General features: G+C 36.8%; 26 protein-coding genes. 20 read left to right on the top strand and 6 right to left on the bottom strand.

All coding sequences use genetic code 11. The features are described from left to right. Positions 1–31 precede the first annotated feature (31 nt). The gene (locus tag JOC76_RS21740) at positions 32–1,285 is read right to left on the bottom strand and encodes an erythromycin esterase family protein (RefSeq protein ID WP_205180867.1); all 1,254 of its coding nucleotides are present in this window, start codon (positions 1,283–1,285) and stop codon (positions 32–34) included. Here JOC76_RS21740 and JOC76_RS21735 point away from each other — a divergent pair. The 3 genes from JOC76_RS21735 to JOC76_RS21725 all read left to right on the top strand — a co-directional run bounded on the left by JOC76_RS21735 (position 1,284) and on the right by JOC76_RS21725 (position 3,636). Next, a complete protein-coding gene (locus tag JOC76_RS21735; protein WP_205180866.1) occupies positions 1,284–1,421 on the top strand; it encodes a hypothetical protein in 138 nt (45 codons plus the stop codon). The genes JOC76_RS21740 and JOC76_RS21735 overlap by 2 nt on opposite strands. Before the next feature lie 1,028 nt (positions 1,422–2,449). Then, complete coding sequence (locus JOC76_RS21730; protein ID WP_205180865.1) at positions 2,450–2,593, top strand: hypothetical protein; 144 nt, start codon at positions 2,450–2,452, stop codon at positions 2,591–2,593. Positions 2,594–2,766: 173 nt separating this feature from the next. Next, positions 2,767–3,636: a YitT family protein gene (locus JOC76_RS21725; protein WP_372441992.1), complete on the top strand. Its 870-nt coding sequence runs from the start codon at positions 2,767–2,769 to the stop codon at positions 3,634–3,636. A 187-nt stretch (positions 3,637–3,823) separates the two neighbouring features. Here the strand turns inward: JOC76_RS21725 and JOC76_RS21720 are convergent, their stop codons facing one another. Together JOC76_RS21720 and JOC76_RS21715 are read right to left on the bottom strand one after the other, a co-directional pair. Then, positions 3,824–4,075 (bottom strand): sigma-G-dependent sporulation-specific acid-soluble spore protein CsgA, encoded by a 252-nt coding sequence (locus tag JOC76_RS21720; protein WP_205180863.1) that lies wholly within the window; start codon positions 4,073–4,075, stop codon positions 3,824–3,826. A gap of 117 nt (positions 4,076–4,192) precedes the next feature. After that, complete coding sequence (locus JOC76_RS21715) at positions 4,193–4,903, bottom strand: class I SAM-dependent methyltransferase (RefSeq protein WP_205180862.1); 711 nt, start codon at positions 4,901–4,903, stop codon at positions 4,193–4,195. A 203-nt stretch (positions 4,904–5,106) separates the two neighbouring features. Here JOC76_RS21715 and JOC76_RS21710 point away from each other — a divergent pair, with 203 nt between their 5' ends. Continuing rightward, entirely contained in the window at positions 5,107–5,382 is a 276-nt protein-coding gene (locus tag JOC76_RS21710) for a hypothetical protein (RefSeq protein WP_205180861.1), read from the top strand. 35 nt (positions 5,383–5,417) lie between these two features. Here the strand turns inward: JOC76_RS21710 and JOC76_RS21705 are convergent, their stop codons facing one another. Next, positions 5,418–6,299 (bottom strand): VanW family protein, encoded by an 882-nt coding sequence (locus tag JOC76_RS21705; protein ID WP_205180860.1) that lies wholly within the window; start codon positions 6,297–6,299, stop codon positions 5,418–5,420. A gap of 195 nt (positions 6,300–6,494) precedes the next feature. Between JOC76_RS21705 and JOC76_RS21700 the strand changes: the two genes are divergently transcribed. The 10 genes from JOC76_RS21700 (at position 6,495) to JOC76_RS21655 (ending at position 15,936) form a co-directional block, all read left to right on the top strand. Beyond that, on the top strand, positions 6,495–6,689 hold the full coding sequence (locus JOC76_RS21700; RefSeq protein WP_205180859.1) for a hypothetical protein: 195 nt from the start codon (positions 6,495–6,497) through the stop codon (positions 6,687–6,689). Positions 6,690–6,914: 225 nt separating this feature from the next. Further along, positions 6,915–7,481, top strand: a complete 567-nt coding sequence (locus JOC76_RS21695) for a TetR/AcrR family transcriptional regulator (protein WP_205180858.1) — start codon at positions 6,915–6,917, stop codon at positions 7,479–7,481. Positions 7,482–7,942: 461 nt separating this feature from the next. Continuing rightward, on the top strand, positions 7,943–8,917 hold the full coding sequence (locus tag JOC76_RS21690; RefSeq protein WP_205180857.1) for a quinone oxidoreductase family protein: 975 nt from the start codon (positions 7,943–7,945) through the stop codon (positions 8,915–8,917). Positions 8,918–9,130: 213 nt separating this feature from the next. Further along, on the top strand, positions 9,131–9,832 hold the full coding sequence (locus JOC76_RS21685) for a response regulator transcription factor (protein WP_205180856.1): 702 nt from the start codon (positions 9,131–9,133) through the stop codon (positions 9,830–9,832). Beyond that, complete coding sequence (locus tag JOC76_RS21680) at positions 9,822–11,252, top strand: ATP-binding protein (protein ID WP_205180948.1); 1,431 nt, start codon at positions 9,822–9,824, stop codon at positions 11,250–11,252. The genes JOC76_RS21685 and JOC76_RS21680 overlap by 11 nt, the downstream gene beginning before the upstream one ends. 517 nt (positions 11,253–11,769) lie before the next feature. Next, positions 11,770–13,251 (top strand): S1C family serine protease, encoded by a 1,482-nt coding sequence (locus JOC76_RS21675; RefSeq protein ID WP_205180855.1) that lies wholly within the window; start codon positions 11,770–11,772, stop codon positions 13,249–13,251. Positions 13,252–13,255: 4 nt separating this feature from the next. Next, the gene (locus JOC76_RS21670) at positions 13,256–14,146 is read left to right on the top strand and encodes a peptidylprolyl isomerase (protein ID WP_205180854.1); all 891 of its coding nucleotides are present in this window, start codon (positions 13,256–13,258) and stop codon (positions 14,144–14,146) included. Positions 14,147–14,170: 24 nt separating this feature from the next. After that, entirely contained in the window at positions 14,171–14,584 is a 414-nt protein-coding gene (locus JOC76_RS21665; RefSeq protein WP_205180853.1) for a hypothetical protein, read from the top strand. A gap of 150 nt (positions 14,585–14,734) precedes the next feature. Continuing rightward, positions 14,735–15,316, top strand: coding sequence for a YitT family protein (locus tag JOC76_RS21660; RefSeq protein WP_205180852.1), 582 nt, complete (start codon positions 14,735–14,737; stop codon positions 15,314–15,316). 119 nt (positions 15,317–15,435) lie between these two features. Continuing rightward, positions 15,436–15,936, top strand: coding sequence for a mismatch-specific DNA-glycosylase (locus JOC76_RS21655; protein ID WP_205180851.1), 501 nt, complete (start codon positions 15,436–15,438; stop codon positions 15,934–15,936). Positions 15,937–15,971: 35 nt separating this feature from the next. Here JOC76_RS21655 and shc read toward each other — a convergent pair whose 3' ends face one another. Further along, the gene (shc, locus tag JOC76_RS21650; RefSeq protein ID WP_205180850.1) at positions 15,972–17,834 is read right to left on the bottom strand and encodes a squalene--hopene cyclase; all 1,863 of its coding nucleotides are present in this window, start codon (positions 17,832–17,834) and stop codon (positions 15,972–15,974) included. Between the two features lie 127 nt (positions 17,835–17,961). Here shc and JOC76_RS21645 point away from each other — a divergent pair, with 127 nt between their 5' ends. The 6 genes from JOC76_RS21645 to JOC76_RS21620 all read left to right on the top strand — a co-directional run bounded on the left by JOC76_RS21645 (position 17,962) and on the right by JOC76_RS21620 (position 22,768). Then, positions 17,962–19,035, top strand: coding sequence for a DUF2515 domain-containing protein (locus tag JOC76_RS21645; RefSeq protein WP_205180947.1), 1,074 nt, complete (start codon positions 17,962–17,964; stop codon positions 19,033–19,035). Further along, complete coding sequence (locus tag JOC76_RS21640) at positions 19,010–19,414, top strand: CBO0543 family protein (RefSeq protein WP_239557881.1); 405 nt, start codon at positions 19,010–19,012, stop codon at positions 19,412–19,414. Before JOC76_RS21645 ends, JOC76_RS21640 begins: the two co-directional genes overlap by 26 nt. Before the next feature lie 220 nt (positions 19,415–19,634). Beyond that, entirely contained in the window at positions 19,635–20,075 is a 441-nt protein-coding gene (locus tag JOC76_RS21635; protein ID WP_205180849.1) for a peptidylprolyl isomerase, read from the top strand. Positions 20,076–20,194: 119 nt separating this feature from the next. Further along, on the top strand, positions 20,195–20,980 hold the full coding sequence (locus tag JOC76_RS21630) for a divergent polysaccharide deacetylase family protein (RefSeq protein ID WP_205180848.1): 786 nt from the start codon (positions 20,195–20,197) through the stop codon (positions 20,978–20,980). A 158-nt stretch (positions 20,981–21,138) separates the two neighbouring features. After that, positions 21,139–21,891 (top strand): exodeoxyribonuclease III, encoded by a 753-nt coding sequence (locus JOC76_RS21625; protein ID WP_205180847.1) that lies wholly within the window; start codon positions 21,139–21,141, stop codon positions 21,889–21,891. A 106-nt stretch (positions 21,892–21,997) separates the two neighbouring features. Further along, the gene (locus tag JOC76_RS21620) at positions 21,998–22,768 is read left to right on the top strand and encodes a class I SAM-dependent methyltransferase (RefSeq protein ID WP_205180846.1); all 771 of its coding nucleotides are present in this window, start codon (positions 21,998–22,000) and stop codon (positions 22,766–22,768) included. Between the two features lie 57 nt (positions 22,769–22,825). On the opposite strand, the gene JOC76_RS30560 is transcribed toward JOC76_RS21620, so the two are convergent. Further along, the gene (locus tag JOC76_RS30560) at positions 22,826–22,957 is read right to left on the bottom strand and encodes a hypothetical protein (protein WP_275591394.1); all 132 of its coding nucleotides are present in this window, start codon (positions 22,955–22,957) and stop codon (positions 22,826–22,828) included. Positions 22,958–23,414 lie beyond the last annotated feature (457 nt).

Raw genomic sequence — 23,414 nt, 5'->3', positions numbered from 1 at the left:
GGTTTTTGTATTTTTTAAATTGTGTAAGAAATTAAATGAAAACATGTTCAAGTATCAGCGGATGTAAGGCATTGGTACAATCAACGAAAATAAATCCATCATACCGTTTTCCCATATTGGAAGGCACATAATTACCAAACTGCTCGTATTCAGGATGGTAGACAACACCAATTGCTCTATGGCCTATCGTGGTGGAAAATTCATGACGGTTTTGATCGTTGAATAAAAGATATTGATTCATGGGACCTGCTTGGTGCATAAGATATTCCCAGCTGCCTGTTTGTGCAGAAGGCACGTTCATTATTTCTTCGTTTCCTCCCCATTCGGTTGAAGCAATCACGGTGCCTTCGTATGTTCCAAAACCAACAATAAAAACTTCATCTTCCCCGAATTGTTCCCGAACAAGTTGACCAACATTTACCATACCTTCATCCTTCATATCCGTGGCTCTGGCATCTCCTACATGGGTATTATGTTCCCAGATGATGACCTTGGCGTTCTCTCCATAAAAGTTAATAATTGAATTTAAAGCATCGACCATGTGGCGGTCTCGAATATTCCATGAATCAGCATCACTTTTGACCATCGTTCGGTAGTAGTACTCAGCATGTGCTGTCACAAGAGCATTGACTTCCATATTGAGACTGCTTTCTTGGTCATCTTCAAATTTCCATTTGTTTTTCTGAATGGTAGATAGGAGTTCTAGAGCCTCTTTCATACAATCTTCCGATAAATATCCAGCAGCAACGGCATAGGACTCGTTCTTCCGGTTATGTGGCTCGAAACAAGCAAAGGCCTTCTTTGCTGCCTCAAGTTCTGGTGAATTCATTTTACTTAAGAAACCAATAATTTCATCGAGACTTTCCCATAAGCTATAAACATCCAAACCATAAAAACCCACCTTTTCGGGACGGTTAGTTTTTAAATTAATTTCTTTTAACCAGTCTATTAAATCCATTATTTCCTTGTTGGCCCACATCCAAGTAGGCCAACGATTAAAAGATGCAAGTACTTCCCGAATCTGCTGATTCGATTGGGAAAGGCCTTTTATATACCGATTAATCGATTGGCAAGCAGGCCAGTCACCTTCAACCGCAATAAAGGAAAAATTTTTTTCTTGGATTAATCTTTTTGTAAGTTCTGCTCGAAGGGTATAAAACTCAGATGTCCCATGTGAGGATTCACCCAATAAAACATATTTAGCATCACCAATTGCCTCGATTAATGGATCAAGGTCTTCTATAGAATGAAAAGGTTTGGCATATTTTTTTAGGGAATCTATCATGCCCTTTGCATCCTTCCTATTTAATTTATTGGCTGTGTTAAAGGATATTGTTGATTTATTTACCAAGTTGATTGGAGCGGAAGGCGCTCGACTCCTGCGGGAGTACGGGGCAGGGGAGACCCCGCAGACGCATTAAGCGTCGAGGAGGCTCCCCGGCACGCCCGCGGAAAGCGAGCGTCTGCAGCGAAAATCAACATTCAAGTTAAACACAGCCAATTTATTTAATCATTGATAAAATTCCCTTATTCATAAGTTCTTAACCAATAAGGAATTTCCAAAAGTTCACATATTTGTAACAAGATTTTTATTTATTCAAAAAATTTCGTGATATACTAAAAATGTAAAAGATACTATATCAGTTAACATTTTAGGAGGCTCAACCATACGTGTTCGTTCCGTTATGTGAACGAGTAATAGTAAGGTTATTCCTTATTATTCATTTGGGAAGTGGAGCGATCAAGTTCTTTAGGGTACTCATAAATTCAAAACAAACACCTTTTATAATGAAATCTATGATTTTATAGAATCAATATCAAAGGAAGTAGTTAAGAATTTATAGTTAAGACATTGTTCAATGTTTTTAACTGAAACCTTCCCTAAGATGTATTGCCAAGATGCTTAAAAACCAGATGAAGGAATAAGTAGTCTAAAATGGTGATAAGAACCAATAATGGTTTGTTTCTTTTAGGAATTTGAATTCCATTAAACACATGTGAATTAATTCCTTCAACGGAACAAACACACATTAGCTGCATTTTCAAAGTTTCCCATTAGATTAAACATAACTAATCGGAAATCATAAATTGAAAATACGTGGCTGGTGCCATGGTTGGGTCTCCTAAGCTGTTAAGTAGATAGTGAAGTTACTTCCAAATGAAGTAGCTTCTTTATTTATTTGGCCCTGTTAAACAATATTGTAGTGTTTTATACGCTGTTGATTGGAGCGTAAGGCGCTCGACTCCTGCGGGAGTACGGGGCAGGGGAGACCCCAAAGGCGCTTCCAGCGCCGAGTAGGCTCCCCGGCACGCCCGCGGAAAGCGAGTGCCTGGAGAGGAGATCAACAACCAAATTTATCAGAGCCTATTTATTTAGAAATCATAAAAAGGTCAAGTATAGAATTATAAAAAATAGGGAAAATAATTCACGACAAGGAGTTGATGCTAAATGAAAAAGAAAAGTGAACCAATAATCGCACCGGGAATAGATGATCAAGAAGAACTAAATGCAAGTGCTACTGAGAAGGAAATGACAGAAGGGGAATATACCAGTGTTACAACCCTTTCCTATGATGAAGTTGATCCAAGCTAACCACCCACTGCCTTAAGGAGGCAGTTTTCTTTTTGATGTAAGAAAATCAGGCATAATAATATAAATAGGTGCTAAAATTCATTATACTATCATTAATACCTTATCATGAAAGGGGAAAGATAATGTCAAGAACACAAGAAATTAGTTCAATTGACCAGCAGAATGCTGCTATTATGACAAAGATCCAACATAAAGGTTTGACCAAGAAAAAGATTTTCCAACGGATGTTAATAATTACACTTGGAGCCGTTATAATGTCTGTCGGACTTGAAATCTTCCTCGTCCCTAATCAGGTTATTGATGGCGGTATTACGGGCATTTCCATTATGTTGTCCTTCTTAACAGGGTGGAAATTAGGTGTGTTCTTGTTTCTATTTAACATTCCTTTTATTTTTTTAGGCTACAAACAAATTGGAAAGACCTTCGCATTATCCACTCTTTATGGAATTGTTATTCTATCTATAGCCACCACAATCCTTCATCCAGTCCCCGCTTTTACACAAGACATACTGCTAGCAACAGTTTTTGGGGGAATCCTATTAGGTGTTGGGGTAGGTTTGGTCATTCGGTATGGGGGTTCTTTAGACGGTACTGAAATCCTCGCCATTCTTTTCAATAATAAGTTACCCTTTTCTGTAGGGGAAATTATTATGTTTTTTAATCTCTTCATTTTGGGGAGCGCAGGTTTTGTTTTTTCGTGGGACCGAGCCATGTACTCTTTAATTGCGTATTTTGTTGCCTATAAAACAATTGATATTACCATCACTGGACTCGATGAATCTAAGTCAGTTTGGATTATTAGCGACAATGCAAGTCAGATTGGCAATACAATCATGGATCGATTAGGACGCGGAGTAACCTTTTTAAATGGGGAAGGTGCCTATTCCGGCGACGAAAAAAAAGTGATTTTTTGTGTGATTAATCGACTTGAAGAAGCAAAATTAAAAGAAATTGTAACTGAGAATGACCAAAATGCTTTTTTGGCCGTGGCAGATATTGCAGAAGTAAGGGGAGGAAGATTTAAGAAACGAGACATTCACTAGACAAGGATTCAGAAAATTTTGTCAACTGGGTGCAGGAGGTCTTGTGGACTTTGTGATATTTTGTCGTTAAATAGTATGATTTGTAATCGTGTTTTGTCGTACTATGCGCTTACCTAGGAAATAAATTAGACAAAAAATAAATTATTTCCTGAAAAGATGACAGAGTGTTCTGTCATCTTTTCTCTTTCTAGATCAAAAGCTCATAAACTTCATTTAGCTCATATGCTCTTTTTTCATCCTGAACTTCTTTTGCATGGTTTATTTCTTTAGGTAATATATTATTTAAAAAATGAATTTCTTTTTGAGTTAAATTTCGTACAAAGGACTCTTCAGTTTTGTAAGCGCCTTCAATCAGTTTCTTATATATAAATCTTCCTTCAGAGTGATCATCAGTATAATTCGATAATATCTCTTTTAAATAGCCCAATGTGTTATCCATAGTCACCTATCCTTTCTTCTTTTTTATTTTTTAACGAAAGGATAATAATATACATAACCTTTTTAAATTGCACATTGGGATATAAAAAAACCTACCTTTAAAAAGTAGGTGTACATTTTATTTTGTGGCAGTGATTATTCGATAACTTAATGTATCTTGATATTTAATAACAATATTTCCATGTTCATTTAAAATATGAAAAAGCTCAGGGTCAAAGTCGGTTGAAAAATTGAATTCTGGTGTTTGATTCCCATGGCTTAATGGGAAATTTTGTTCTTCAATTTTGATATTTTGGAACCCAGCAGATTTTAAGTACTTCTCCCAGTCTTTCTCTAGTAATAGCGAGTCAACGGCATAAAAATTCATAATCTCAGCAGCTTCCTGATCACTAACAAGCCGGTTCATTGTCATTTCGTTTGCAAGTAAACGTCCGCCTTTTTTTAATACTCGATAAAATTCTTGTAATGCTTTAGGTTTATTTACAAAGGCTAGAACGGATTCTGATAAAATAAAATCAAAGGTATTATCAGCAAACGGAACCTCTTCAATAGACCCCTGAATTAAAGAAATTGGAAGCTGTAGTGTTTGAAAGCGGCTCTTTGCTTTTTCAACCATAATAGGGTTAATTTCAATTCCAAATACATTAGCTCTGTATTGCTGATAAAGGAATGCAGCTGTTTGACCTGTGCCACAACCTGCATCTAATATAACAGATTTCTCAGATATATTTTCCTGTGAAAGAATGTTTTGGGTAAGATGAATCCCACCTGGATGGGCACCACCCACACCAAACTTTGCAAGGAAGTCAAAATAAGTTAAGCCTCCCATAGACACACCACCTAATTTATCTTTTTTGCCATTGTATGTTAAAAAATGTTAGGTGGTTCATTTCTTAATAATGAAATGCACTTGAAGGATTGTTAAAAAACAGTAATCTACACAGGTTTTGCTTTACATATATTTAAAGGTTATGCACAAATTAAGCAAATAGAGGGGAGACAAAAATTTTCATGATGAAGGAGTGCTAAAAAATGAAAAAAATTGCCAAACAGCCGTTTTTCAAACTGTTTACTCCTAAACCAAAAAGCAAAATGCCATTATGGGCGTCACTTGTAGGTCTATCCTTGAGTGCTGCAGTGTTTGGGTTAACAAGAGGGAAGCGTAGAGATGTTGCACTTCCTTTTCAAAACGCAATGAAAAGCTTTACACAAAAAACCAGCCTACCGAACCTAAATGTCATGGACAATACTGCTTTAACTGAATTTTCAGAGGAACTTATGGAAAGTGCATTAAATAATAAACAGTAGATACTGAAAAGTCCGCTAAATGTAGCGGACTTTTTTCAATACGGAGCAATAGGAACTTTTTTTGGTTTATATTCAATCGTTTCTGAAGAGTAAAGGTTGATGACTAACAAATGCCCAAGTGTTTTGGCTCTAATTAAGATTGGTTCCTTATAGATATTTTTAAAAACAAAGTCGGGTCCATACCAGCTAACGGTGGCATCTCGTCCAGGAGGGATATATGGAACCTTTCTAGTATGCGAAAATCTTTGGACTATTTTTAGTCCTGCATTATCTACAGCATTAAAAAGGGTGGATGAGACTTGGCAAATCCCCCCGCCAATATCCTCTGAGAATTCTCCCCTAATAATTACAGGAGCCTTTAAGTATCCCTTTGAAGCCGTTCTCTTACCAACAACCTTATTAAATGAAAAGGTTTCTCCAGGAAAGATAACATAGTTATTAATTGCTTTTGTGGCCAAATCAATATTATTGGTACGTGTTTTATTAGTAGGATTAAAGACCGTTACATAACGACCAATCCGCATATTACGGATATCTGATAATAATTCACTATCTACTTTTGGATAAACAGGTAACATAGGAATTTCCAATGTATTTGATCTGTGTGAAAAAAAATAAGCATATAATTGTTCTGTAAATGATTGTCGATGAATCCGTGAACCAATTTTTTCTGCCACAATCTCACCGTTTGAGCCAATACTTGCATTTTCAGGCGTACTGGAGAAATGTTTGTCCAGGTTATCCAAAAATTGATTAAACTTTTTTGTATCAATTATGGGTAACTCTGAGTATGGATAGGAGAAATCCTCTTGTTTTATAGTTGTTACATGTATCCGGTTCTTTGTTATCACTAAATAATCAGTAAAGTTATTTGGTTGTGATGTTAGAATAATGCCTAATATGCATGATAATATCATCGAAATGCAGCCTCCTCAGTTTAATATAGGTAGAAAATAGTCATTTCATGTAGAAAAGATAATAAAATGTTGGGCTGTCAAATAGCCCGATTTTTTAATGAAAAATATCAAAATATGTAGTATAGTAGCAAGTGATAACAAATGAATAGATTACTGCTAGCAAAAGAATAGCAAAAAAAACAGGAGTGTCAGTCCATGTCAGATAACGGTAGAATTCAATTAAATGTAAGAATTTCTAAAGAAACTTCCTCAAAACTGGATGAAATTGTCGAGTATTATCAGCAGGGATTAAAGCTTGGCAGGATTTATAAGAGTGACGTATTAACTGATATTATTGAAAAGTCGTATGAGGTAATGAATAAACAAAAGAGATCGTTTAAAAGATATTGATACATGATGAGGGCTGTTAAAAAGTGATTGTTTTAACGGTCTTTTTGCATCAGGATTATTTAGAATATTTAGAAATTAAATTGAGTAATTGAGTTTTAAAGTTATAATTATACATATAACATACTAACTGGTTAGTATTGTTGAAAAATCGAGAATGCTGTAAAAGGAGTGAAGAAAAATATGGTATAATTGCAATAACATTTTTCAGAATGAGAGGACATAAAGGTGAAGGAAAGAATAACGGAACAAAGCATCCGCTTATTTGAAAAGAAAGGATTCAGTGAAACATCCATTCAAGATATTGTTGATTCCCTTGGAGTAACAAAGGGGACATTTTATTATTATTTTTCAAGTAAAGAGGAATTGTTAATGGATATTCATCGAGGTTATATCGATGAATTACTAATTCAATTAGAGCGGATTTTTAATGATACATCAAAGAACTATAAAGAAAAGTTATTCGAAATTGTATTCATGCTCATTTCGGATATTAAATCCCGTGGATCTGCAGCGAAAATATTTTACCGGGAGTTGTCAAATTTAAATGAAGTACATTCTGCCTTAATCATTTCGAAGCGCAATCAGTTTCGCTTAAATATTGAGGCATTAATTAAAGCCGGGATCGAAAACGGAGAATTTCGTCCTTGTATCAATGCTCCCATCATCACATTTGGAATATTGGGAATAACAAATTGGAGTTATCAATGGTTTAATCCAAATGGTACCTGTTCAGATCGTGAAGTAGCTGAAATCTTTGTGGATATGATTTTAAAAGGAATTCAAGTGGGATGACTAAACTTGGGAAGTGGGAAAATTCCTCTCTTTTTTCAAGTGAGTATACCAACCGGTTAGTATAAAGTTATGTTGGATTATAACGAGAAAGGAATTTATTGAACTATACGCTTATAAAAGTGGCAGGGATATTACAAATTTTAATTTTTATCTGACCTTTGCTTATTGCAAGCTTGCTGTTATTGGTCAGCAAATCTATTTCCGCTACAAAATGAGGCAAACAACTGATCCACGTTTTGCAAATTTTAACCAATTTGTCAAAAATCAGATTTTTTGCAGCTCATTTAACAGAAGAAAAGTTTTAATGAGGGAGCAGCATTTACCTCCACGCTTGAAGATATTTTGGAGCAGGAACGTCTGATTCAGACATAATGGTCCAGACCTAGGATCACCAAGAAGGAATCACCGCGTTCAAAGAAAAAAAGAAAACCAGCCTTTACAGGATAATAGGAGTGGAAACAATGAGAGCGATACAGTTAAAGGAATATGGGGGACCAGAAGTACTAAACCTCATTGAAATCGAAAAACCCGTTCCAAAAAGGCATGAAGTTTTAATTGAAATCAAATCCATCGGTGTCAATTATGCCGATACAGCCCGACGCGAAGGACAATATGTGGTAAAAACCCCGCTGCCCTTTATACCAGGGGCTGAAATTGCCGGAGTGGTAACGGAAGTAGGGGAAGAAGTTACTAAAGTGAAGCCTGGGGCAAGAATCGTAACCTTAATCGAATCTGGGGGTTACGCTGACTTTGCTAAAGCCGATGAGAGGTCAGTCATTCCTATACCAGAACAACTAGATTTTCACACCGCAGCGGCACTTCCGCTCCAAGGTTTAAGTGCGTATCACATTTTAAACACAATGGGTCGTTTAGAAAAAGGGGAAAGTGTTCTTATTCATGCGGCGGCTGGCGGTGTTGGAACCATAGCAGTACAGCTTGCAAAATTATTGGGGGCAGGAAAAGTTATCGCGACTGCAAGTTTCGAAGAAAAATTAGCCCTGGCCCGTGAAATGGGGGCAGATGTACTGATCAACTATACAGAACCAGATTGGGAAAATCAGGTCCTAGAAGCAACGGGTGGCAGAGGCGTAAATGTTGCCCTCGAAATGGTCGGCGGTGAAGTATTTAATAAAACGGTTAAGTGCCTTGCTACATTTGGGCGCCTTGTTATTTTTGGTGCAGCAAGCGGTCAACAAGTCCGGTTCTATCCATCAACACTAATGGCTAGAAATCAGTCTGTCATCGGGTTTTTCCTGCCGCCAATTATGAGAAAACCAGAGCTTCTTCAGCCAAGTTTAGTCGAATTATTCACCTATCTTGGACAGGGAAAATTAAAATTGACCATTGGTGGCGTGTTTCCTTTAGAAGAGGCTGCAAAAGTTCATACTTTATTACAATCAAGAAAAACATTTGGAAAACTAATTTTAAAGCCATAGGGACTAAGTGGATATTAATTAATCCTATTTTTATAAAAAATAAAGGGAGACTTGAAATTGTCAAGTCTCTTTTATAATGGAATAAACTTAAATATTAATAAACTATGAACAAACTCTTAATTAAAATGTAATAATGGGCCAGAAGGTTTGATATGCAGAAAAATTCGTTTAAACTAAGAGAAGAAAGAGTTTTTTGCTAGGGGATGAATGACTGTGAAGATATTAGTGATTGAAGATAATAAAAGTGTGTGCTCGATGATTGAAATGTTCTTTGCCAAGGAGGGAATTAATGGCGAATTTATTAACGATGGCATAGAGGGATATAACCGCTTTAAGAGTGGATCATGGGATGCCCTTATTATTGATTGGATGCTTCCTGGGATGGACGGCGTTACAATTTGCAGAAAGATTCGTGAGGAGAAGTTTACAGTTCCTATTATCATGTTAACTGCGAAGGATAGTGAATCAGACCAGGTTCTTGGGTTGGAAATGGGGGCTGATGACTATGTAACGAAGCCATTTAGTCCGCTTACTTTAATGGCAAGAATTAAAGCTGTAACACGCCGAGTTCAGAACCAAGAGCATAAAGAGCAAGACAATTTAATCAAGACGGATCATTTTAAAGTCAATAAAATAACAAGAGAAGTATTTGTTGACGATACACAAGTTTCAAACTTAACACCAAAAGAGTTTGATTTACTTTCCTATCTTGTGGAACATCCTCGTCAAGTATTCTCTCGTGAACAATTACTAGAACGGGTATGGGGATATCAATTTTACGGTGACGAGAGGACGGTTGATGTGCACATTAAACGACTTCGGAAAAAAGTAGAGACAACGTCACAACCTTTCTTCCATACTGTTTGGGGAGTTGGTTATAAATTTGATGATGCAGTTAAAACGGATGAAGTTTAAATATTTTTATCAGCAGTTTTTTAGTCATATTAGTATTATCATTGTTGCGTTTTTATTATTAAGTTTACTATTTGCTCATTATGTAGAAAATCTTATTTATGAAAATAAATCAGAAGAACTGATTTCATATGGTAAGGCAATAATATCAGATTTAAAAGAGGCTTCACCTCTAGATTCAGATAACGTGCTTAATCAATACAGTAATGTGTTGGCAGCGAGAAAAATGAGTTTTAGTATGTTTGACCAGGATGGTCAACTCTATTTAGTGAATAAACATGGTCCTGCCATTAAAAATTTACGTCAGAACGAATGGGACCAAATAACGAAGGGGAAAACATTAATTGTTCAAAGTGACTATAAGCGATTTGGACAAGAAGGGGTTACCTTTGTTGTATTGCCATATACAGAAAATGGTCGGTTTTTTGGCGGGGTCCTGCTGACATCACCAATCAGCGGTTCAAGTAAAATGATTCAGCAGCTAAATAAGTATTTACTGTATACGATTTTAATTGCTTTTGGTGTTTCATTTTTACAAAGTTTGTTCTTATCGAGGATTCATGTCCACCGTATTAAACGGCTAAGTGAAGCCACATCACAAGTCTCTCAAGGAAATTATCATGTAAATGTAAACACATCCAATTTTGATGAAATTGGTGAGTTAGCTAATGATTTTAACCATATGGTTAACAAAATTAATGAATCAATGCTTGAAATAGAAAGTCTTGAAAACAGAAGGCGACAGTTTATGGCCGATGTTTCCCATGAAATGCGAACACCATTAACAACCATTAGCGGTGTGATTGAAGGTTTAAAAAATGATATGATCCCCGAAGACGATAAGGAACGGGGGATTAATTTAGTGAGTCAAGAGGCAAAAAGGTTAATCCGCCTAGTTAATGAAAATCTTGATTATGAAAAGATTCGTTCTAATCAAATCCAATTGTTTAAAGAAGAAATCCAATTATTAGAGGTACTTGAAATTATTCAAGAGCAGTTAGGCATTTTAGCTGAAGAGAAAAACAACCAAATTATTGTTGAGGCTGCACCGGATATTATGGTTCTTGCCGATTATGACCGACTTATTCAAATCTTGATTAATATAACAAAAAATAGTATTCAGTTCACTTCTGGTGGGACCATTTGGCTACGTGGAAGAAAAGAAGATCATGCCACAATAATAGAAGTGGAAGACACGGGGATGGGAATTGATTCAAAAGAAATTGAAAACATCTGGCGTCGGTTTTATAAAGCCGATCTTTCAAGAACCAGTACTTCCTATGGTGAATTTGGACTAGGGCTATCGATTGTTAAACAATTAGTGCTCCTTCATCACGGTGAAATAGATGTTACAAGTGAAGAAGGAAAAGGGACGAAATTTACGATTCGATTAATGAAAGAATTTGAAAAAGCTGCGGATTAACTTGCAGCTTTTTATATTTTTGGCTGTGTTAAAGGTTATTGTTGATTTTTTTGAACGATGTTGATTGGAGCGGAAGGCGCTCGACTCCTGCGGAAGTACGGGGCAGGGGAAACCCCACAGGCGCATTGGCGAGGGCACTGAAAAAGTTCTTTTCTGTTTAATAATGAAATTTCCGAAAAACCTAATCCCAAAATTTCACCGTTTTCCAATATCAAAGTGGGGGAATTCAGTCTATTTTATCACTAATTATAAACTGGAAGTGGGGATGGAATTTTCAGGAATTAGTTTCGCATTAAATTTCACAGACTTTTTCATTGCCCTCCGTATTGGCGCCGAGGAGGCCCCCCGGCACGCCCGTGGAAAGCGAGCGTCTGGAGCGGAAATCAACATCCAAGTTTAACACAGCCATATTTTTTATATATTTTCTTAAACTCGTTAAAGTTTGTTAATAATTTGTTAAGATTTGTGAGTTATAGTAAAGACAAGTTAAGTAATAGATTAAAGGAGATCGATTAAGATGGACTTCAAAAATGAAAATGAATTCGAAAACTATCAATCAAACTCATCTGAGAAGAATGACAATACACAATCTGAAGATATATCGCTTGAAAAATTGAAGGACGAAAGCCATTTAGATAATCTTGTGAATGCCGTAGATGCGACATTCTCCTTAGAGTCCAACAAGCATAGTGAAACAAAAGATATAAAGGAAACAAGAATTCCTGATGAAAATACTGTTCCTCCAGTAGGCGGATCTACTCGTTCCAATTATCAACTACAACCGAAGAAACGGGCAGTAAAAGGATTTGTATCCACGATTGCGGCAGGTGTAATCGGTTCAGTCATTACTCTTGCTGTCTTACCACATACAGACTATATGAACTACTTCAATCAAAATAGCCAAACTGGAGTGGTGAGCAGCTCGAACAGCATCAATAGTAATACTGCTGTAAAGACTGTAACAGCACAGCCGACCGCAGTTTCGACGAATTCGGTGGCAGATACTGTTGAACAGCTTTCAAAAGCAATCGTTGGGATTGTGAATTATCAGCAGCAACAGCAGCAAACTACTGACATCTGGGGAGACTCTTTTTCTGGTTCTGATTCTAATTCTAATTCGAATACTTCAGAGAGTGTGGAAAGCGGCTCTGGCTCAGGGGTTATTTTCCAAAAAAATAATGGCACAGCGTATATTGTTACGAATAATCACGTGGTAGAAGGGGCTTCTAAGCTTGAAATTTCTTTATACAATGGTCAAAAGACTACTGCACAAGTAGTCGGAACAGATGCGTTAACAGATTTAGCCGTTTTAAAAATTGATGCAAAATATGTGACAACAACTGCAAACTTCGGAGATTCTTCGAAATTAAGACCTGGCGACCAAGTTTATGCAATTGGAAATCCGCTCGGAACTGATTTATCTAGAACAGTGACACAAGGGATTATTAGTGCGACAAATCGTACGATTTCCGTATCAACATCAGCAGGAGATTGGGATACAAATGTTATTCAAACAGATGCAGCGATTAATCCTGGTAACAGCGGCGGCGCCCTAATTAATACACAGGGACAGGTTATCGGAATTAATAGCTTGAAAATATCTGAAACAGGGGTCGAAGGATTAGGTTTTGCAATTCCAAGTGATGATTTTATTCCTATTGTAAACCAATTAATTAAATACGGAAAAATCAATCGTCCATATCTCGGAGTTGGCCTAGAAGACTTAGACCAAGTACCGCAGATGTACCTGCCTGAGAATGTTACTAAAGGTGTCATAGTTATGAATATTGACTCTAATTCTGCAGCTGCGAAAGCAGGATTTGAAGCGAAGGATATTATTGTGTCTATGAATGGAACCCAAATTGCTAATTCTTCAGAACTAAGAAAATACTTATATACAAAAGTACAAATAGGTGACACTATCAAATTTGGTATATACCGAGATGGTAAACAGATGACATTAACAGCAAAAATAACAGCAAATTCGGAAGGAAATTAAAGTAATGGTTTGGAAAAAGAAGAATAAAATTTTGATCGCTGTGTTACTAGCGTTCATAATCGCAGCAGGAGTTTTTCTAACCTATACTTTAAAAAAGGAAAATGCTGTGGCATCCATTAATGGTGAAACAATAACTAAGGATGAGCTGTATGATAAATTAGTCAATCAATATGGCTCGGATACGGTTGATCAAATAATCGAAGATAAAATTGTAGCCTCAGAGGCAGCAAAGAAAAATATTACCATTTCCAATAGTACAGTAACCACAGAAATAAATAAATTAAAAGAACAGTACGGTGGAGAGGATGCCTTTAAACAGGCACTTGTAGATAACAATACCACTCTTACGGCACTAAAAAATGATGTAAAGAATTACCTTTTAATTAAGAAGCTGATTGAACCTGAAATCACTGTAACTGAAGACGAAATGAAAACGTATTTTGACCAGAACAAAGATTCCTTTGCTACCGCAGAGCAAGTAAAGGCAAGCCATATTCTTGTTGCAGATGAGAAAACGGCAAAGGAAATAAAGCAGAAACTAGATAATGGTGAAGATTTCGCCACATTAGCAAAAAAATATTCTACCGATAGTAGTACAAAGGAAAATGGCGGTGAGCTTGGCTACTTTGCGAAAGGAACAATGGTAACAGAATTTGATAACGTTGCTTTCTCCTTACCAGTGGGTAAAATTAGTGATCCGGTAAAAACAACTTATGGCTATCATATCATAAAAGTGGAGGATAAAAAGCCAGCACAAGCGGCAAACTATGAGGCAAGCAAGACCCAAATAAAAGAAACATTAATTGATCAAAAAGTAGATTCGGAATATCAAACATGGATTGACAGTAAGAAAAAAAATTATGATATTGTAAATACTTTGAGTAAGGATGCCTAACCAATCAACCAAGAGGTGAACAAAGTGAATCGGGTCGGGAAACATGCAGCTAGTAGTTCAGGAGATGATATTGAACTAATGAATATGGTGTTTGAGTTGCCTGAAAAGGATAAAATGATCATGTGGTCTGAAGGCTATATTGATTTGGTTATCGACAAATTACCGATATATGCCCGTGATACTCTGGAGAATCGTATGGAAAAGTGGGAAGATACCAAGGCATATTTTGAAAAGCTGTTAAAAGAAATTACCAAACAGGAAGAGTTTAAAATAAAAATGGAGGGCGGACGGAAAGAGTTCGCCCTTTTTGTCATGGAACATTATCCAGAGTACCAATCCTTATTGTTTTTAATCTATGACGATAATTTAAAGGAAGATGATTTAAGGAAGTTTGTTTTCCGCAGAAGGTTTAGCTCGAGAAAAAAATACCTTCACTAACAGATTCAAACTTTTAAGGCAAACGGAGCCGTTTCTTATGCGGCTTTATTTTTTTTATAAGGCTTTATCAAATCTCCAAACATCCATTGAATGAAGTCCAATATTGTTACATATAAGTGGTAATAAAGTAATTGGACAAGGAATGATGGGATGCTGAAAAAATTAGCGGTTATTGGATTCGGAAGTACAATGATTAGCGTGGGTATTAATATGTTTATATTGCCGTTCCATCTGATTAATGGCGGAATATTTGGCATCAGCCTGCTGTTAAATTATTTATGGGGATTTAAAGTTGGGCTGATGTTTATCCTCCTCAATATTCCAATTTACCTATTTGCCCTAAAATCCGATCCTTTCTATTTTTATTATGGGGTAATAGGAGCTGCTATCTCAGGAAGTCTAGTTGAATTATTCGTACCATTAAGTGGAATAGTTCATATACCAATTATTAGTAGTGTAATAATAGGAGCAATCATTATTGGAGTCGGGGTAGGAGTCATGCTTAGACATCATATTAGCCCAGGGGGAATGGATTTGCTTGCCCTTTTAATTTCAAAATGGACAAAGGTAAATGTGGGGATTATTATGGTTAGTATTGATGCAGTCATTATTTTAACAGGACTTTTTCTCTTAAAGGATATTAGGCTTTTATATTCATTATTAATTATCTCCATTATTGGAATGCTAACCACAATTATTACTTCCTACCAGATACATGCTGGGATAAAGTAATCGCAGAGATTCAAAAACAACTTGATTGAATGCGTTCAATCAAAAAAATAAAATCATGGGGACGGTTCTCCTGCTTCCGAAGCAGGAGAACCGTCCCCATGATTCCAAGGAGGAGAAAGGTGAATCTAATTGATGATCATTTAGCAGAGGATTTAAAGATTCTCTTTGTAGGGTTTAATCCTAGTATCCGCTCAAGCGAGCTTGGGCATCATTACGCCAACCCTAATAATCGATTCTGGAAGATTTTATTTGAGGCAGGGTTAACTACACGGAAATATGAAGCAGCAGAGGATGCCCAGTTACTTGAAATGGGCTATGGCTTTACGAATATTGTCGCGAGGCCGACGAAGGCGGCAGATGAAATTACAAAAGAAGAATATAAAGAAGGAAGAGAAATCCTTAAAGGTAAAATTGAACGTTTTAAGCCTAAGGTGGTTTGTTTTGTCGGGAAAGGTGTATACCAGGAATATAGCGGCCGAAAGTCAGCTCCCTGGGGAAAACAAATGGAGTCGGTTGTCCCGGATGTAATTGATTTTGTTGCTCCTTCCTCGAGCGGTCTAGTCAGAATGAAATTGAATGAGATTGTGGCTATTTATCAACAGCTTCTTAAACTAAAATAAACATCGACGGGCAGTGGACACCGTCGATGTTTATTTTAGTCGAATTTCTTATGATAGTTGGCTAAGGCGGCAAGTGGGAATATATATCGGTAGCTATGATAATGGACATAAAACGTTCCTGCCATTCCTTGCCCCTTTGGATATTGTGTCGTCCAATCAGATTTCTCTAAATTATCAAGTAAATAAGTCATTCCTCTTTTAATTGCAGTTGTCGGTTTTTCTGACACGGAAATCAAGGCATCAAGTGCCCAAGCAGTATGTGTTAAAGTGCTAGCAGGCAGCGGGACATACGTTTTCTTGCTGTCACTATAACATGATTCACCCCAGCCGCCATCTTTATTTTGTTTTTCTAGTATCCATTTAACTGCCTTTTCAATGGAAGCATGGTCAACTGAAATCCCAACTGCCGATAACCCAGTAATAGCGGCCCATGTTCCATACAGATAGTAAATTCCCCATCTTCCATACCAGGAACCATCTCTTTCCTGGTTCCTTAACAGCCAATGAATTCCTTTTTTTATAGCTGTATGATCACGAGATAGGTTAGTGTATCGACCAAAAAATTCAAGGGTCCTTCCGGTCAAATCTGCACAAGAGGGGTCGGGGATGATAAATTCTCCTTTTTCGATTGGAAGAAACTGCAGCAGCTTTGAGTTTGTGTTTTTTTCAAATGCCGGCCAGCCTCCGTCATCATTTTGCATTGACAATACCCATGTAATACCGCGGTCCCATGCTTGCGTCTCAGGTGGCATCATCCGAGAAAGAGAGCGAAGCGAGGCAGTTGTGTCATCTACATCTGGGTTGATTGTATTAATATCAGAAAAACCCCAGCCTCCAGGCATAGTCTTAGAATTATGAATCACCCAATCACCAAATTTCCGATGCTGTTTTTCCATTAAATATTGGTTTGCTTTTTTTACCATTGGATCATCAGAAGCAACACCTGCAGATTGTAAACAAAAGCTGATTAACGAGGTATTCCATACATGGGCGGTTGTATATTGCATATGGGGGTAACCGTCAATTTCACACTTCATCGCTGTAATTCCCTCTACTGCCGTGGTAATTACCGGGTCTGTTTTTTGATAGCCAAGCGATAATAGCGCAAAAATCATTAAAAAAGTAGAGCTATAGTAGCTGTAAAAGGTACCATCTGGCTCGAGATGCTCGAGCATATACTTTTTCGCTCGTTCAAGTGCTAATTGGTGTAGTTGATTCGGAAGACCAAGTAAACTTTCAACTCCGTCTTTCATAAATGAATAGAGAGAACGATAGTCATCGGATCGATCCCATTCCCCTTCACTTTCCCGGTTAAGCTGCAAATCAGAAAGGTCAGGACTTTTATCTGTTTTTATGGTGAATTTTTTATCTGCCAAAATTAAAATGGGTGTAAGATTCGCACGGCCGAATACGGAAAACGAGTAAAAGTTAATTGGGAAATGAAGCGGCAGGAGGATAATTTCAATTGGCAGCGGGGAATAGGAGGGCCACTTGTATTGTCCGGTTAAGGCGAGCATGACTTTGGTAAACATACCTACTTCCTCTATGCCGCCATTGGCGAGAATAAACCGTTTCGCTGCGATCAAACGTTTATCATTTTTAGGAAAGTAACCGGAATACACAAGAGCATAATAAGCTTCTACGGTAGCGGTTAGATTCCCGTTTCTCTCATCATAAAAAAGTTTCCATGCTCCGTTTTCTTCCTGTTTACTAAAAATTCTTTTTGCAAGACCTTGAATTAAATCTTCATCATCTAATTCCAAAGACCGTAATAAAATGATCATATAGGCATCTGTGAGTATGCCTGTTTCAAATGGATAGCCCCAAGAGCCATTGGGAGATTGGTCGTTTCGAAGTTTCTCAATAATCCAATCAATACCACTTTTTGTATTAATCATCACACTTCACATCCCTCTCCCAAAATTTCTCATCTATCTATACATATTCTCATTGTCTACTGAGAATTCGTAAGGGGGGTAATATGTTATTTTATTTTTGAGAAATCGAAAGAGATCGCAGCTTGATATGATTAAAGAAGAATTAAAAAATAAGAGTAATTCAACCCCAGCTCCTTTTTCGGTTACAAAAAGCGAGCGGATTCTTGTTGAAAAAATCATGCTGAAAACGAAAGAAAACAATCTAAATAATGTTACGAGAACCAGAGCCTATTTAGACTTTTATCTTCGTTATCCGGACATTCATTGGGCTTTCCTCGGACATATGGTCTCGCGCAATGGCGGCTGGAATATGACGGATTTAAAAGGGGAATTTTTGACACGATTGATGACGAAAAAGGACCGAGTGCTATTCTTTCAATTTTTAGAGCGGGGCAATTGGCTGATTTTTCAAGATGTCTATCCACAATTTTTACTTTACGAAGAAAGTTTAAGGCAAGGAAAGCCGTTATTTCATTTATTTAGGCATTTCAATATCTCCATTTTTATGGAGATCCTTTGGCATCAGTTTTGGAAGTCAAATGATGCTTATATGCTAACAATCGCCTTGGTTATCAATGAACAATACTACCTTGAAAAAAGAGTGGTTCAAAATCCACAAAATCAAAAAGATGTTTTAAATAAATTGGAGTTTTTACTACAAGATTGGTTGTCCATTAATCATATTCTTTTTCCATATGGAAATAAGAATCTAGTTGGACAAACGCTGCACCAGTTTGAGTCATTGCATGAGCGGATTTTACTGGGGAAAAGATTGTATAAGATATTATTCCATCAAGGTATACACCCAAAAGTAGTCGAATGGGCAAAGAACCATCATCATACTGGCTCGAGAAAGGATTATTGGCCGGATATTTTTAATAGTGTGAATGAAGGGACTCCAGGATTTCCTTATCAGCTTCACTTGGAATCCTGCCAGCTGAGACCGAGTGCGAAAAGGATCTATAGCCCAACACTAGAAAATGCATGGAAAAATGTAAAACATATAGAAGCAGAAATGGGGGATTGGTTTAACGACTGGCATGTGGTCGATTACTTAAAAGAAGACGAGAAAATCGTTAATGGGGAGATTAAGGATGAATATTGTAAAACACTCGAACGACTCGAACTTGCAGCCCTTGCCAAAAAAGCGATTACCTTTTAAATATGAATTGGGAAGTATGGTTCTTGCTTCATTAATAGGTACTTTTTTAGATTTATATATGGTGGGGAAAGGATACTATCAATATCCGTTAAGGCCTTTTCCGGAGATTTTTTCAATTAATATTGGATTCACATTAATTGTGCTACCTTTAATGACCCTCATCGTTTTACGAACGATAGAGCACTTAACGAATTGGGGGAAAATAGGTGTTATTGTTTTAGTAAGTTTGTTAATGCCAATTTTTGAAAAATTAACGGAAATGTTGGGTTGGTTTACTCATACAGAAGATTGGAAACACATTTACACAGTCGTTGGTTATTTTTTGTTTTTAACGATTGTTTTGGCATTTCATGAGTGGATGAGAAAAGGAATTCGATAAATACAAAAAGCCAAGACCGCAGTCTTGGCTTTCGTGATGCCATTTTTGGCACCAACCCCCTCCGTCCGTACAGTGGTTAAGTGTCCCGCAACAAGCGAATGTTCGGAGGGGGTACTTTTATAATAGCACAATTGATTTGAAAATATTAGTGGCTAAACTTTCCTTTCTTGATAGAAAAGTGTATGATAATAATGATTTTCACATAAAGGAGTGTTTTTTCATGGCTAAAAAAGGATACATATTGATGGAGAATGGCGATAAAATTGAGTTTGACCTATTCCCAAATGAAGCACCAGGAACCGTTGAGAACTTTGAGAAATTAGCGAATGAAGGATTTTATAATGGCGTTATCTTTCACCGTGTAATCCCAGGCTTTGTAAGTCAGGGTGGTGACCCTACAGGAACAGGAATGGGTGGCCCTGGTTACACGATTAACTGTGAGACAGAAGGAAATCCACATAAACATATTCCAGGTTCATTATCAATGGCGCATGCTGGAAGAAATACAGGTGGAAGCCAGTTCTTTATCGTTCATGAATCACAGCCGCATCTAAATGGTGTTCACACTGTTTTTGGACAAGTAACTTCTGATTTAGCAGCTGTTAGAAACATGAGAAATGGCGATAAAATGGTTGAAGTTAAAGTATATGATGAAGAATAGGTAAGAAAAGGGAGCGATTTCGCTCTCTTTTTTTATGCAACAGAAAAAGTCTTAAGTCTGTAGTAAAGGGAAAAACAAACGGGCAAATTATCTTTGAAGCTATTTAATGGAGGGGCTATATGAAAAAGTTAGTGCTCGCGCTGATACCATTCTTGGTATTTCCTTTACACACCAATGCTGCGGAAGTAAAAAAGGACACCTCAGAACTTAAGGCTGCAATTATTATTGATGATTTTGGCGGAGGAACCGGGGGAGTCCAAGACTTTTTAGAAGGCGATATTCCAATTACTGCAGCCGTCATGCCATTTACAGAAAATTCAAAGGCACATGCAGAGTGGGCGCACAAAAATGGATTTGAAGTTATGGTTCATTTACCCATGGAACCTAAGAGAGGAAAAAGGTCGTGGCTTGGTCCAAAACCAATAACGGTTGACCTTTCGAAAGAAGAGGTGAGGTCACGTGTGGAAGAAGCTATTAAAAGTGTGCCATATGCCGTTGGTCTTAATAATCATATGGGCTCACGAGCCGTTGAGAACGAAGAAATTGTGCGTATAATTGTTGAGGTAGCCAAAGAAAAGAACCTTTTTATTATCGATAGCGGAACAAGCCCAGGAACAAAGTTCCCTCAGATAGCAAAAGAATTAGGTGTACCACTTTTAAAACGAGATGTTTTTCTTGATGATATTTCCTCTTCTTCGCATGTTCGACAACAAATGGTCAAACTGGCAAAAATAACAGAAATAAAAGGCAATGGGATTGCAATCGGTCATGTAGGCGTAACAGGGAAGGTATGCTCGATTGGAGTTTTTCAATCAATGGAAGAATTTAATAAACGACATATAAAAATTGTTCCAGTGTCAGAACTATTTTCTGGGGAACTGACAAAAAAACAATTTGTACCATGAAGAGGCATGAAGATGCCTTTTTTTTGTTATGTAAAAAACATTGGAAAGTAGTTCAGACTTTCGATATATTTATTTAACTGGTAAAATGTCACCTGTCTAATGATAAATAATCTGTTTGTGTTTATATAGAAACTTTAACTGGGGAGAGGAAAGGATAAATGAAATTTGTATCGTGGAATGTAAATGGCCTAAGAGCATGTGTTAAAAAAGGTTTTTTAGATTATTTTCAGGAAGTAAATGCGGATATTTTCTGTGTTCAGGAAACGAAGCTTCAAGAAGGTCAAATACAGTTAGAGTTAGATGGGTATTACCAATATTGGAATTATGCCGAGAAGAAAGGTTATTCAGGAACCGCTGTTTTTACAAAAATGAAGCCACTGGCCATTAAATATGGAGTAGGAGAGGACGAAGAAGAAAATGAAGGAAGAATTCTAACATTGGAATTTGATGATTTTTTCTTGGTCAATGTTTATGTTCCAAATTCACAAAGAGATCTTGCTAGAATTGGGTACCGCTTGGAATGGGAAGACCGCATTCTGCAACACCTGAAGGATTTAGATAAACAGAAACCCGTGGTATTTTGCGGTGATTTAAATGTTGCCCATCACGAAATTGATCTTCGCAATCCTAAATCAAATATAGGAAACTCGGGTTTTACGGATGAAGAACGAGGAAAAATGACAACCTTGCTTGAGGCTGGCTTTATTGACAGCTTCCGTCATTTTTACCCTGATCAAGAAGGTGCCTACACTTGGTGGAGCTATATGAACAAGGTCCGTGAAAGAAATATTGGCTGGCGGATAGACTATTTTATCGTCTCTGATTCAATAAAAGAACGACTTAGAAATGCTGAAATTCATTGCAATGTGATGGGCAGTGATCACTGTCCAGTTGTCATAGAACTTAACTAAACCTAAACGATAAGAATTCCTTATGAATTCTAATAAAAAAGCTGTCATTTTCTTTATACACTAGTGAGCATATAGTTAAGGTATAAGGGTTCTTGGAGGGATAAAAATGGATCTCAAAAAGGATATACAACAGCAATTCGGAAAAAATGCAGATTCTTATGTTAGTAGTCCAATCCATAAAGATGGAAAAGACTTGCAAAAACTTTTATATATGGCTGTATTAACAGGGAATGAAAAATTACTTGATGTTGCTACTGGCGGGGGGCATACAGCTAATGCCTTTGCGCCATTCGTGAAAAATGTAACAGCGCTTGATTTAACACAGGAGATGTTAGCTGTCGCGGAAAAATTCATAAAAGGAAATGGAAATCACAATGTCGAATTTGTAAAAGGGGATGCCGAGAAATTACCTTTTTCTAATGAAACTTTTGATATTGTGACATGCAGGATTGCTCCGCATCATTTTCCTCATGTTCATTTATTTATCAGTGAAGTCTTTCGAGTGTTAAAAAAAGAAGGGCAATTTTTATTGGATGATAATGTTGTCCCGGAAGATGATGGATTTGATCAGTTTTATAATAAAATTGAAAAATGGCGGGATTATAGCCATTTTCGGGCATGGAAAAAGAGTGAGTGGATTCGTATGCTTGAGTTGGCAGGTTTTGAAATAGAGGAATGGCACCGTTATGAAAAACCCTTCAACTATGACTCATGGTGTAATCAAATGAAATTACCAAATGAAGAAAAAGAAAAATTAACCTTATATTTCCTAGAAGCCTCGGAAAAAATCAAACATAAATTTAGGGTTAAGATTGAAAGTAATCAAGTAACCTCGTTTTCTGGTGAAGCAATCGTTCTAAAAGCTATAAAAAAATAAGGATAAACCCTTTGCAAAGAAGAAATATTCTTTTGCGAAGGGTTTTTTATTGTAAAATTATATTCCATTAAGAGCCGTACCGATTTCATCAAATTCTGGTACCCTTTCTTCTTGGTTAATCTCTTCTCTTGGTTTTGAGTTTTCGTTTAGATTGTTTTCATCTTTTTTATAAGGGTTCAAATTCACCATTTAAAGATCTCCTTTATAAATATTTACTTTCGCTCTATTTTATCCAGCTATTGGTTAATTAAACATATTCATTAAACTGCTTTTTGTAGCCTGATTGAAAAATGAAAGAGGTTATTTTATTTTTATAAATTATTTAAAAGCTAGTTGACTATTTTGAGTAAAGATAGTATTATTATCAATGTCGCTTCGATGAAATGCATTGTGAGTAAGTATTTCAGAACAATTCATATAGAAGTTGACAGGTTGAAAATGATATGTTAATATAATGAATGTCGCTAATCGATAGATTGGTAGATAATAACAATTGTTCTTTGAAAACTAAACAAACAAAAACGTCAACAAACAATAATATTCATTTCTTGTGAAATGAAGCCAACGTAACAAAATGAGCTAATCAACTTTCTTGGAGAGTTTGATCCTGGCTCAGGACGAACGCTGGCGGCGTGCCTAATACATG

Source organism: Neobacillus cucumis (assembly GCF_016908975.1).
Lineage (GTDB): Bacteria > Bacillota > Bacilli > Bacillales > Cytobacillaceae > Neobacillus > Neobacillus cucumis.
This window is presented reverse-complemented; position numbering and strand designations above follow the sequence as displayed.